This is a genomic window from Zestomonas ipomoeae, from assembly GCF_057128665.1.
This window is the reverse complement of sequence record NZ_JBSKHQ010000003.1, coordinates 98,413-110,576: the sequence shown is the minus strand read 5'-3', so window position 1 is coordinate 110,576 and position 12,164 is coordinate 98,413. Positions and strand designations below refer to the sequence as shown.

At 65.6% G+C, this 12,164-nt stretch carries 12 protein-coding genes; 11 read left to right on the top strand and 1 reads right to left on the bottom strand.

Features of this window, described 5'->3' with window-relative positions:
* Positions 1-8: 8 nt before the first annotated feature.
* Complete coding sequence (gene orn / locus ACWKV7_RS06205; RefSeq protein ID WP_483856782.1) at positions 9-551, top strand: oligoribonuclease; 543 nt, start codon at positions 9-11, stop codon at positions 549-551.
* A 48-nt stretch (positions 552-599) separates the two neighbouring features.
* On the opposite strand, the gene queG is transcribed toward orn, so the two are convergent.
* Entirely contained in the window at positions 600-1,664 is a 1,065-nt protein-coding gene (gene queG, locus ACWKV7_RS06200) for a tRNA epoxyqueuosine(34) reductase QueG (RefSeq protein ID WP_483856781.1), read from the bottom strand.
* A 61-nt stretch (positions 1,665-1,725) separates the two neighbouring features.
* Here queG and ACWKV7_RS06195 point away from each other — a divergent pair, with 61 nt between their 5' ends.
* The 10 genes from ACWKV7_RS06195 (at position 1,726) to ACWKV7_RS06150 (ending at position 12,159) form a co-directional block, all read left to right on the top strand.
* Positions 1,726-3,225: an NAD(P)H-hydrate dehydratase gene (locus ACWKV7_RS06195; protein WP_483856780.1), complete on the top strand. Its 1,500-nt coding sequence runs from the start codon at positions 1,726-1,728 to the stop codon at positions 3,223-3,225.
* Positions 3,213-3,680 carry a tRNA (adenosine(37)-N6)-threonylcarbamoyltransferase complex ATPase subunit type 1 TsaE gene (tsaE, locus tag ACWKV7_RS06190; protein ID WP_483856779.1) on the top strand — a complete coding sequence of 156 codons (468 nt, stop codon included), beginning with the start codon at positions 3,213-3,215 and terminating at the stop codon, positions 3,678-3,680. The genes ACWKV7_RS06195 and tsaE overlap by 13 nt, the downstream gene beginning before the upstream one ends.
* 22 nt (positions 3,681-3,702) lie before the next feature.
* On the top strand, positions 3,703-5,124 hold the full coding sequence (locus tag ACWKV7_RS06185; RefSeq protein WP_483856778.1) for an N-acetylmuramoyl-L-alanine amidase: 1,422 nt from the start codon (positions 3,703-3,705) through the stop codon (positions 5,122-5,124).
* A gap of 14 nt (positions 5,125-5,138) precedes the next feature.
* Positions 5,139-7,016 (top strand): DNA mismatch repair endonuclease MutL, encoded by a 1,878-nt coding sequence (gene mutL, locus ACWKV7_RS06180; protein WP_483856777.1) that lies wholly within the window; start codon positions 5,139-5,141, stop codon positions 7,014-7,016.
* An 82-nt stretch (positions 7,017-7,098) separates the two neighbouring features.
* Positions 7,099-8,070: a tRNA (adenosine(37)-N6)-dimethylallyltransferase MiaA gene (miaA, locus tag ACWKV7_RS06175; protein WP_483856776.1), complete on the top strand. Its 972-nt coding sequence runs from the start codon at positions 7,099-7,101 to the stop codon at positions 8,068-8,070.
* Between the two features lie 97 nt (positions 8,071-8,167).
* Entirely contained in the window at positions 8,168-8,422 is a 255-nt protein-coding gene (gene hfq / locus ACWKV7_RS06170) for an RNA chaperone Hfq (protein ID WP_483856775.1), read from the top strand.
* A 12-nt stretch (positions 8,423-8,434) separates the two neighbouring features.
* Positions 8,435-9,736 carry a ribosome rescue GTPase HflX gene (gene hflX / locus ACWKV7_RS06165; RefSeq protein WP_483856774.1) on the top strand — a complete coding sequence of 434 codons (1,302 nt, stop codon included), beginning with the start codon at positions 8,435-8,437 and terminating at the stop codon, positions 9,734-9,736.
* Between the two features lie 95 nt (positions 9,737-9,831).
* Positions 9,832-11,001, top strand: a complete 1,170-nt coding sequence (gene hflK / locus ACWKV7_RS06160) for an FtsH protease activity modulator HflK (RefSeq protein WP_483856773.1) — start codon at positions 9,832-9,834, stop codon at positions 10,999-11,001.
* Positions 11,001-11,867, top strand: coding sequence for a protease modulator HflC (gene hflC, locus ACWKV7_RS06155; protein ID WP_483856772.1), 867 nt, complete (start codon positions 11,001-11,003; stop codon positions 11,865-11,867). Before hflK ends, hflC begins: the two co-directional genes overlap by 1 nt.
* 106 nt (positions 11,868-11,973) lie before the next feature.
* Positions 11,974-12,159, top strand: a complete 186-nt coding sequence (locus ACWKV7_RS06150) for a DUF2065 domain-containing protein (protein WP_483856771.1) — start codon at positions 11,974-11,976, stop codon at positions 12,157-12,159.
* Positions 12,160-12,164 lie beyond the last annotated feature (5 nt).

Here is a 12,164-nt window from a genome sequence, read left to right as displayed (position 1 = left end):
GCCGTACCATGCAGAACCCGCAGAACCTGATCTGGATCGACCTGGAGATGACCGGCCTGAATCCGGATCGCGATGTCATCATCGAAATGGCCACCATCGTCACCGACAGCGAGCTGAACGTGCTCGCCGAAGGGCCGGTGATCGCCGTGCACCAGAGCGACGAGATCCTTGCCGGCATGGACGAGTGGAATACCCGCCAGCATGGCGCCTCCGGGCTGACCCAGCGGGTGCGCGAGAGCACCATCGACAGCGCCGAGGCCGAAGCGCTGACCCTCGCCTTTCTCGAACAATGGGTGCCGGCGCGCAGCTCGCCGATCTGCGGCAACAGCATCTGCCAGGACCGGCGTTTCCTGTACCGGCACATGCCCACCCTGGAAGCCTACTTTCACTACCGCAACCTCGACGTCTCCACCCTCAAGGAGTTGGCCGCGCGCTGGGCGCCCCAAGTGCGCGACAGTTTCAAGAAGGGCAATACCCATCTGGCGCTGGACGATATCCGCGAATCCATCGCCGAACTGCGCCATTACCGCGAGCATTTCATCAAAACCTGACGCGTACCGTCGGCCTCTATTGCCGCGCGCGTTCTCGGGCGTTGCCTGCTAGCTCGCGCCGTGCCGCTCCAGCGCCCACTGCACATGTTCGCGCACCAGTGCCGACGGATGCTCGCGACGAGCCTTGAGCGCCTCGAGCACCGGGATGGTCGAGGGCGCATTGCCCAGTCCCACGGCGAGGTTGCGCAGCCAGCGTTCGTAGCCGGCGCGGCGCAATGGCGAGCCTTCGGTGCGGCTGAGAAACTCCTCTTCGCTCCAGCGGAACAGGTCGGCCAGCTCGGCGCTGTCCAGCCCGTGACGCGGCTGGAAATCGCCCTGCTCGGTGGGACGGGCGAAGCGGTTCCATGGGCAGACGATCTGGCAGTCGTCGCAGCCGAATACCCGGTTGCCGATCAGCGGTCGCAGCTCCGGGTCGATGCTGCCCTTGTACTCGATGGTCAGGTAGGAAATGCAGCGCCGGGCATCCAGCACATAGGGACCGACGAAAGCGGCGGTGGGGCAGATGTCCAGGCAGGCGCTGCAGCGCCCGCAGTGCTCGCTGGCGTGCGGCTCGTCCACGGGCAGCGGCAGGTCGACGAACAACTCGCCGAGAAAGAACCAGCTACCGGCCTTGCGGTTGAGCACCAGGGTGTTCTTGCCGATCCAGCCAAGGCCGGCCTGTTCGGCAATGGCCTTTTCCAGCACCGGCGCACTGTCGACGAAGGCGCGGTAGCCGAACGGGCCGATGGCCTGTTGTACGCGCTCGGCCAGTTGCTGCAAGCGCTTGCGGATCAGCTTGTGATAATCGCGGCCGAGGGCGTAGCGCGACACATAGGCCTTCTCAGGCTGGGCCAGGCGCTGGGCCATCTGGGTGTCGCCGGGCAGATAGTCCATGCGCAGCGAGATCACCCGCAAGGTGCCCGGCACCAGCTCCTGCGGGCGCGAGCGCTTGCTGCCATGGGCGGCCATGTAGTCCATCTCGCCGTTGTAGCCGGCGTCCAGCCAGCGCTGCAGATGCTGCTCGTGCGTGCCGAGGTCGACGTCGGCGATGCCCACCTGCTGGAAACCCAGCTCGCGGCCCCACTCCTTGATGGAAAGGGCGAGGGTGGCGAGGTCGGGAGCGGCAGGGCACATTGCGGGAAACCGGGGCGGAGGTGCGTATAATTCTGCCAGACATCTGCAGCCGATAGACCCCATGGCCGACCCCCGCAATAGTTTTCCGACCGCCTTGTACCGCGCCGAGCAGATCCGCGAGCTCGATGCGCGGCTGATCGCCGCCGGCACCAGCGGCTTCGAACTGATGCAGCGCGCCGCCCACGCCGCCTGGCGCGCCTTGCGCCGCCGCTGGCCGGACGTCGGCGAAATCACCGTACTGGCCGGGAGTGGCAACAACGCTGGCGACGCCTATCTGGTCGCGACTCTGGCCTGGCGTTCCGGATGGCGCGTGCAGGTGCTGGCAGTGGGCGAACCCACCCGCTTGCGCGCAGACGCCGCGCAGGCCCACGACGAGGCACTGGCCGCCGGCGTCGCGATCCAGCCCTGGCATGCAGACGCGCCGCTGGCAGGGGTGGTGGTCGACGGACTGCTTGGCACCGGCCTCGCAGGCGCGGTGCGCGAGCCCTACGCCGGGGCGATCGCCCGGCTGAACGCCGCCGACCTGCCGGTCCTGGCGCTGGATATTCCCTCCGGACTTTGCGCCGATAGTGGCCAGGTGCTCGGCGTGGCGGTGCGCGCGTCGCTGACGGTGACTTTCATCGGGCTCAAGCTCGGGCTGTTCACCGGTGAGGCACCCGACTGGGTGGGCGAGCTGCAATTCGACGATCTGCAAGCCGCCGCCGAGGTTGTCGCGCAGATGCCTGCCGAGGCTCGACGCCTGGCGCCCGGCAGCCTGGCCCGGCTGGCGCCGCGGCCGCTGACTTCGCACAAGGGGCGCTACGGGCACCTGCTGGTGGTCGGCGGCGACCGGGGCATGGGTGGCGCCGCGTTGCTGGCGGCGGAAAGCGCCCTGCGTGGCGGCGCCGGGCTGACGTCGCTGGCCACCCGTGGCGAGCATCTGCCGGCAGCCTTGGCGCGTCGGCCGGAGATCATGACCCACGGCGTTATGTCCGCCAACCAGCTACTCGCGTTGAGCGGGCCCGTCGACGTGCTGGTGGTGGGGCCCGGCTTGGGCCGGGGCGCGTGGGGCAAAGGCCTGCTGTCGGCGGCAGCGAGCTGCGAGGTGCCGCAGGTCTGGGATGCCGATGCGCTCAACCTGCTGGCGTCCGGCACGGTGCAGTTGCCGGGCGGCTGCGTGATTACCCCGCATCCCGGCGAGGCGGCGCGCCTGCTGGGCTGCGCCACGTCCGAGGTGCAGGCCAACCGGCCGCAGGCTGCTCGCGAGCTGGCGCGCAGATTCCATTGCGTGGCGGTGCTCAAGGGGGCGGGCAGCTTGGTTGCCGCAGCCGACGGGCGGCTCGCCTTGTGCGACCGCGGCCACCCGGCCATGGCCAGCGCCGGCTTGGGCGATGTGCTGTCCGGTCTGGTCGGTGCCCTGCTGGCCCAGGGCATGGGCGCTTTTGACGCGGCCTGCCTGGCGGTTTGGCTGCATGCGGCGGCCGGCGAGGCGCTGGCCGAGCGGGGGCGCGGCCTGGCCGCCGGCGACCTGCCAGCTGCCATTCGTCAGTTATTGGAGGAGCAGTCGCCATGCCTGAAATGAATCGTTATCTGCCCGACGAGGCGGCAATGCTGGCCTTCGGTGCGCGGCTCGGCGAGCAGACCGACGGTCGCGGGACCGTCTACCTGCATGGCGACCTAGGGGCCGGCAAGACCACCCTGTCCCGAGGTTTGCTGCGGGGCCTGGGCCATGCCGGCGCGGTGAAGAGCCCGACCTTCACCCTGGTCGAGCCCTACCAGATCGGCGGGCGGCAGGTCTTCCACTTCGACCTCTATCGCCTGAGCGATCCGGAAGAGCTGGAATTCCTCGGCATTCGCGACTACTTCGAAGGCGAAGCCCTGTGTCTGATCGAGTGGCCGCAGCGCGGCGCCGGCATTTTGCCAAAGCCAGACCTGGACATTACCATTAGCCAGCAAGCGGGCGGCCGTTCATTGCGCCTGACGCCGCATAGCGCGCGCGGCGAGGCCTGGTGTGCCGCCCTGGCGTTGGAAGTCTGAATAACACAAAGGGGTGGGGTATATGCGCATAGGCGCACTGGTAGCCGGTGTGGGAATGCTGCTTGTAGCGTTGGCCGGCGATGTGCTGGCTGCCGCCGAAGTCCGCAGCGTGCGCCTCTGGCGGGCGCCGGACAATACGCGCCTGGTGTTCGACCTGAGCGGCCCTGTGCAGCACAGCGTATTCACCCTGAGCGCGCCGGAGCGCATCGTCATCGATGTCAACGGCGCCACGCTGGCCGCGCAGCTCGAACAGCTGTCCCTGACCAACACCCCGATCAAGGGCATGCGCTCGGCGCAGCGCAGCCCGGACCAGCTGCGCCTGGTCATCGACCTGAGTGCGCCAGTGACGCCGAAGAGCTTCGCCCTGGCGCCGAACCAGCAGTATGGGCATCGCCTGGTGGTCGATCTGTTCGATCAGGACGCTGCCGATCCCGCCCCTCCCGTACTGCCGGCAACCGGCGCGGCGCAGACACCCACCGTTCCGGTCAGCCCCGCACAGCCGGCGATCAAGCTGCCGCCGATCGCCAACGGCAAGCGCGACATCGTCGTCGCCATCGATGCCGGTCATGGCGGCGAGGACCCCGGTGCCATCGGCCCGAAAGGCCTGCGGGAGAAGGACGTGGTACTCGCCATCGCCAAGGAGTTGCAGCGCCAGATCAGCGCGGAGAAAGGCTTTCGTGCCGAACTGGTCCGCACCGGCGACTACTTCATTCCGCTGCGCAAACGCACCGAGATCGCCCGTAAGAAGGGTGCCGACCTGTTCGTCTCCATTCATGCCGACGCTGCGCCGCGCAGCTCCGCGTTCGGCGCTTCGGTCTTCGCTCTCTCCGAACGTGGCGCGACGTCGGAAACCGCGCGCTGGCTGGCCGACAACGAAAACCGTTCGGACCTGATCGGCGGAGCCGGCAACGTCAGCCTGGATGACAAGGACCGCATGCTCGCCGGCGTGCTGCTGGACCTGTCGATGACCGCGTCCCTGGCTTCCAGCCTGAATGTCGGGCAGAAGGTGCTGGGCAACATGGGCCGCATCACCCCGCTGCACAAGCGCCGGGTCGAGCAGGCCGGGTTCATGGTGCTGAAGTCGCCGGACATGCCATCGATCCTGGTGGAGACCGGGTTCATCTCCAATCCCGGCGAGTCGAAGAAACTGTCCGCTGCCAGTCATCAGCAGGCGCTGGCGCGCTCGATTCACAGCGGCATACGTCAGTTCTTCCAACAGAATCCACCGCCTGGTACCTATGTCGCCTGGCTGCGCGACGAAGGCAAGATCGCCCAGAGCGACCGCGAGCATGTGGTGAGCGCCGGTGAAAGCCTGGCGCTGATCGCCATGCGCTACCAGATCAGCCTGGCGGCCCTGAAGAGCGCCAACTCGCTGACCTCCGACGTAATCAAGGTCGGCCAGACCCTGAGCATTCCAGCCACTGCCCTGGCGGCCCAGCCGTGAGCGCCCGGGAATCGATGAGCGCCGCGCGTCGCATTCAGCTGCTTAGCCCGCGACTGGCCAACCAGATCGCCGCGGGTGAAGTGGTCGAGCGTCCGGCGTCGGTGATCAAGGAGCTGCTGGAGAACAGCCTGGATGCCAGTGCTCGGCGCATCGACGTGGATGTCGAGCAGGGCGGCATCAAACTGCTGCGGGTGCGCGACGACGGCTGCGGGATTCCCGCCGAGGACCTGCCGCTGGCCTTGGCACGCCATGCCACCAGCAAGATTCGCGACCTGGAGGACCTCGAACGGGTGCTCAGCCTGGGCTTTCGGGGCGAGGCGCTGGCCTCGATCAGCTCCGTGGCACGGCTGACCATGACCTCGCGAACCGCCGACGCCGAGCAGGCCTGGCAGGTGGAAACCGAAGGTCGGGAGATGGAGGCTCGGGTTCAGCCGGCGGCGCATCCGGTCGGCAGTTCGGTGGAAGTGCGCGACCTGTTCTTCAATACCCCGGCGCGGCGCAAGTTCCTGCGCGCGGAGAAGACCGAGTTCGATCATCTGCAGGAGGTCATCAAGCGCCTGGCGCTGGCGCGCTTCGACGTGGCCTTCCATCTGCGCCACAACGGCAAAACCGTGTTCGCCTTGCACGAAGCCAATGACGAACTGGCTCGCGGTCGACGGGTCGGCGCGGTCTGCGGTCCGGCCTTCCTCGAGCAGGCGTTGCCGATCGAAGTCGAGCGCAATGGTCTGCGGCTGTGGGGTTGGGTCGGGTTGCCGACCTTTTCCCGTAGCCAGGCCGATCTGCAATATTTCTACGTCAACGGCCGCATGGTGCGTGACAAGCTGGTGGCCCACGCGGTGCGCCAGGCGTATCGCGATGTGCTGTTCAATGGCCGCCATCCCACCTTCGTGCTATTCCTCGAGGTCGACCCGGCGGTGGTCGATGTCAACGTGCACCCGACCAAGCATGAGGTGCGCTTCCGCGATGGCCGCATGGTCCATGACTTTCTCTACGGCACATTGCATCGTGCACTGGGCGATGTGCGCCCGGAAGATCAACTGGCGGCACCGGCGGGGGTGACCCCTGTGCTGCGCCCGAGTGGCCAGGCCGCTGGCGAATTCGGCCCGCAGGAAGAAATGAGCCTGGCCGCCAATCTTCTGGAGCGGCCGGCAGCGGAATCGGTATGGCGCTCGCCGGGGGCCGGCTACCAGGCGCCGCGGGCCAACCCTGCGGTTCCCGTGGCCGAGGCGCAAGGTGCCTACCGTGACTACTTCGCGCCGCTGCAGCCAACCCAGGTGGCGGCGCCGTTGCCGGAAAACGGCGGGGACATTCCCCCGCTCGGTTATGCGCTGGCCCAGCTCAAGGGGGTCTATATCCTCGCCGAGAACGCCCATGGCCTGGTGCTGGTGGACATGCATGCCGCCCATGAACGCATTACCTACGAGCGTTTGAAGACTGCCATGGCCAGCGAAGGCTTGCGCGGACAGCCGCTGCTGGTGCCTGAATCCCTCGCTGTCAGCCAGCGCGAGGCTGACTGTGCCGAAGAGCATGGTGCCTGGTTCCAGCGCCTGGGCTTCGAATTGCAACGCCTGGGGCCGGAAACCCTGGCGATCCGCCAGACACCGGCACTGCTCAAGCAGGCCGAGGCCACGCAGCTGGTGCGTGACGTGCTCGCCGATCTGCTGGAGTACGGCAGCAGCGACCGTATCCAGGCACACCTCAACGAGTTGCTGGCGACCATGGCCTGCCACGGCGCGGTGCGGGCCAATCGACGACTGACCTTGCCGGAAATGAACGGGCTGCTGCGCGACATGGAGCAGACCGAGCGCAGCGGTCAGTGCAACCACGGGCGCCCGACCTGGACCCAGCTCGGCATGGATGATCTCGACAAGCTGTTCCTGCGCGGTCGCTGAGAACCGGTCGCTGGTGTCGCAAGTGCTTGAAGCTTGCGGCCCGAAGCTTGAAGCTATGTGCTTCGAGTTGTAGAGCGTGCCGATGTCCCAGTTACCTCCCGCCATTTTTCTCATGGGGCCGACCGCCGCCGGCAAGACTGACCTGGCCCTGGAGCTGGCTCGTGTGCTGCCGTGCGAGCTGATCAGCGTCGACTCGGCCCTGGTCTACCGCGGCATGGACATCGGTACCGCCAAGCCTTCGCCAGCTGTGCTGGCCGAGTTTCCGCATCGACTGATCGACATCCGCGACCCCGCCGAGAGCTATTCCGCTGCCGAGTTTCGTGCCGATGCGCTGGCCGCCATGGCCGATATCACTGCCCGGGGACGGATTCCGCTGCTGGTTGGCGGCACCATGTTGTATTACAAGGCATTACTGGAAGGCCTCGCGGACATGCCCAGCGCCGACCCGGCCGTACGCGCCGAACTGGAGGCGCGCGCGGCCCGCGAAGGCTGGGAAGCCTTGCATCGCGAATTGAATGCGGTCGACCCGGAATCTGCGGCGCGCATCCATCCCAACGATCCTCAGCGGCTGACCCGCGCCCTCGAGGTCTATCGCGTCAGCGGATTGACGATGACCGCACACCGCAACCGCCAAGCGGCGCAAAATACCGCGCTAGAGGCGTCTGATGGCGTTTGCTTGCCTTATACTGTCGCGCAATTGGCTATTGCGCCAACGCAGCGGCAAGTGCTACACGAGCGCATAGGACTGCGTTTTCGGCAGATGCTGGAACAGGGCTTCATCGAAGAGGTCGAAGGTCTGCGCAAACGAAGTGACTTGCACGCGGGTTTGCCGTCTATACGTGCTGTGGGCTATCGCCAGGTGTGGGACTACCTCGATGGCAATCTGGGGCACGCCGAGATGGTCGAGCGCGGCATCGTTGCAACGCGGCAATTGGCGAAGCGTCAATTTACCTGGTTGCGCAACTGGAACGATTTGCGCTGGCTGGACAGTCTGGCCGGCGACAATCTGGCGCGCGCCTTGAAATACCTGGAGTCGGCCTCCATATTGGCCTGAGACTTCAGCGTTGGCCGTCTATCCTTGGGGGTGGGGCGGGAAAAGCTAGTTTGCTTTCTACTACTACAACTAATTGATTCCTAAAGGAGTGCGGCACATGTCAAAAGGGCATTCGCTACAAGACCCTTACCTCAATACCCTGCGTAAGGAACGCGTACCGGTTTCCATCTACTTGGTCAACGGCATCAAACTGCAAGGGCAGATCGAATCTTTCGACCAGTTCGTCATCTTGCTGAAGAACACTGTCAGCCAGATGGTCTACAAACACGCCATCTCCACCGTGGTGCCCAGTCGCCCGGTGCGTCTGCCCAGTGCCAGCGAAGGCGAATCGACCGAGCCGGGCAACGCTTGATAGGAGTCCGTCTTGTTTTTTGAGCGTCCTGGCGGTGGTGAACGGGCCATTCTGGTTCACCTGGATGGCCAAGATCCCGAGGCGCGTGAAGATCCCCAGGAGTTTCGCGAGCTGGCGTTGTCGGCTGGAGCGGACATGGTGGCATTCGTCAGCGTGCCGCGCCATCAGCCAACTGCTCGCTATCTGATCGGCAGCGGCAAGGTCGAGGAACTGCGCGAGCGGGTCAAGGCCGAGCAGGTGGAGCTGGTGATTTTCAATTACAGCCTCACGCCCAGCCAGGAGCGCAACCTCGAGCGTGCCTTCGAATGTCGCGTGCTCGATCGTACCGGCCTGATCCTCGATATCTTTGCCCAGCGCGCGCGCACCCATGAGGGCAAGCTGCAGGTCGAACTCGCCCAGCTTGAACACATGAGTACGCGTCTGGTGCGGGGCTGGACTCACCTGGAGCGGCAGAAGGGCGGTATCGGTCTGCGGGGTCCGGGTGAGACCCAGCTGGAAACCGACCGCCGCCTGTTGCGAGTGCGTATCCGCCAGATCAAGCAGAAGCTGGAGAAGGTGCGCAGCCAGCGCGAGCAAGCGCGGCGGGGGCGGCGGCGTGCAGATATTCCCTCGGTTTCCCTGGTCGGCTATACCAACGCCGGCAAGTCCACGCTGTTCAACGCGCTGACTTCCTCCGAGGTCTATGCTGCCGACCAACTGTTCGCCACGCTCGATCCGACCTTGCGCCGGCTAGAACTGGACGACCTCGGGCCAATCGTGCTGGCGGATACGGTGGGCTTCATTCGGCACCTGCCGCACAAGCTGGTGGAAGCGTTCCGTGCCACCCTCGAGGAGTCGAGCAATTCCGATCTTCTGTTGCATGTGATCGATGCCCATGAGCCCGAGCGCATGGCGCAAATCGAGCAGGTGATGGCGGTGCTCCAGGAAATCGGCGCCGAAGGGCTGCCGATGCTGGAGGTGTACAACAAGATCGACCTGCTGGAAGGCATCGAGCCTCAGATCCAACGCGATGCCAATGGCAAACCCCAGCGTGTCTGGCTCTCCGCCCAGGATGGCCGGGGCCTGGAGCTGTTGCGCCAGGCGGTGGCCGAGTTGCTCGGTGAAGACCTGTTCGCCGGCACCTTGTGCCTGCCTCAGGCCATGGGGCGGCTGCGCGCCCAGTTCTTCGAGCTGGGGGCGGTACAGAGCGAGGGTCATGACGAGCAGGGTGGCAGCCTGTTGGCGGTGAGGTTGCCCCGGGTGGAGCTGCATCGCTTGATCAGTAGAGCGGGCTGGCAGCCGACCGAGTTCCTCGAACAACACACTTTGCAATAAAGCCTGCGCCTGCGGCTTTGCCGCTGATGGCAGGCTTCGGTAGCATTAGCCGGCGCGCCGTGGGCGCGCCTTCGCTTTATCAGATGGAGAGCGCTATGGCTTGGAATGAGCCGGGTGGCAACTCGAACAATCAGGACCCCTGGGGCGGCCGCCGTGGCGGCGGTCGGCAGGGCCCGCCGGATCTCGACGAGGCCTTCCGCAAGCTGCAGGACCGCCTCAACGGCATGTTCGGCGGCAAGAAACGTGGGGGCGGCGACGACGGCGCTGGCAGCGGCGGGGGCGGTTTCGGGCTGGTTGCCATCGTTCTCCTGGTGCTGGCGGTGCTCTGGCTGTGGAGCGCGGTGTACGTGGTCGACGAGCAGGAGCAGGCGGTCGTGCTGCGCTTCGGCAAGTACTACGAGACCGTGGGGCCCGGCCTGAATATCTATTTCCCGCCGATCGACCGCAAGTTCCAGGAAAACGTCACGCGCGAGCGGGCGTACAGCAAGCAGGGGCAGATGCTCACCATGGACGAGAACATCGTCGAGGTGCCGCTGACCGTGCAGTACAAGATCAGCAACCTGCAGGACTTCGTGCTCAACGTCGACGAGCCGGAAGTCAGTCTGCAGCACGCCACCGAAAGCGCCCTGCGCCACGTGGTGGGCTCCACCGCCATGGACCAGGTGCTGACCGAAGGCCGTGAGCTGATGGCCAACGAAATCAAGGTGCGCCTGCAGCGCTTCCTGGATACCTACCGCACTGGCATCAACGTGACCCAGGTCAACGTGCAGAGCGCCCAGGCGCCGCGGGAGGTGCAGGATGCCTTCGACGACGTCATCCGTGCTCGCGAAGACGAGCAGCGCGAGAAGAACCAGGCAGAGACCTACGCCAACGGCGTGGTGCCGGAAGCGCGTGGCCAGGCCCAGCGCATGCTGGAGGATGCCAATGGCTATCGCGACGAGGTGGTTTCCCGCGCCAAGGGTGAGGCCGACCGCTTCACCAAGCTGGTGGCCGAATACCGCAAGGCGCCGGAAGTGACCCGTCAGCGCCTGTACCTCGACACCATGCAGGAGGTCTTCAGCAATACCAGCAAGGTGTTGCTGACCGGTGACAAGGGGCAGAACAATCTGCTCTACCTGCCACTGGACAAGATGATCGATGGCAATCGTACCGGCAGCACCTCCACTACTTCCGCCGCGAGCGCTGGCGCCGCCGGCGGCGATATCGGCTCGCGCATGGCCAGCGAGCTGGAGCGGCGTGATCTGCGTTCAAGGGAGAGCCGTTGATGAGTAACAAGTCTCTGAGCGTCCTGATCGTCGGCGTGGTACTTGCGCTGTTGGCATGGAACAGCTTCTACATCGTGTCGCAAACCGAGCGCGCCGTGCTGCTGCGCTTCGGCAAGGTGGCCGAGGGTGACGTGCAGCCGGGGCTGCATGTGAAGCTTCCCTTCGTGGACAAGGTGCGCAAATTCGACGGCCGGCTGCTGACGCTGGACGCGCCGACGCAGCGCTTCCTCACCCTGGAGAAGAAGGCCGTGATGGTGGACGCCTACGCCAAGTGGCGAGTGGCGGATGCCGATCATTTCTACACCGCCACCTCGGGTCTGAAGCAGTTGGCCGACGAGCGCCTGTCCCGTCGCCTCGAGTCCGGTCTGCGCGACCAGTTCGGTCGACGCACCTTGCACGAAGTGGTTTCTGGCGAGCGCGATGCGCTGATGGCGGACATCACGGCGTCGCTCGACGCCATGGCCCGCAAGGAGCTGGGCATCGAGGTGCTGGACGTGCGGGTCAAGGCCATCGACCTGCCTAAGGAAGTCAACCTCAGCGTGTTCGAGCGCATGAGCACCGAGCGTGAGCGCGAGGCGCGCGAGCATCGGGCCAAGGGGCGCGAACTTGCCGAAGGCATCCGTGCCGATGCCGATCGTCAGCGCCGCGTGCTGCTGGCCGAGGCCTATCGCGAGGCGGAGGAGATTCGCGGTGACGGCGATGCCCAGGCAGCGGCGATCTATGCAGATGCTTACGGCCAGGACCAGGAGTTCTATGCCTTTTATCGCAGCCTGCGCGCCTACCGCGAAAGCTTCGCCAGCAAGAGCGACGTGCTGGTACTCGATCCGGATAGTGAATTCTTCCGTTATCTGCAGAAGGCCAAGTGAGGCATGCCCGGCGCACCTGAGACGTGCGCCGGGATGACCGCCGGATAAAACGTGTTATCATGAGTCAGCCGGGAAAAAGCCCGGCTTTTTTGCGTCTGCGGGAACCATGTGGCAGGAACTCGGCATTGCCCTCTGTTTGATGCTGGTGCTGGAAGGCGCGCTGCCCTTTCTCTATCCGCGACGCTGGCGCGAGGCATTACGGCAACTGGCACGGCTGCCTGATCGTCGACTGCGCCTGATGGGGTTGGCCAGCATGCTGCTGGGCACCGCCCTCCTGTATTTACTGCACTAGGCCGT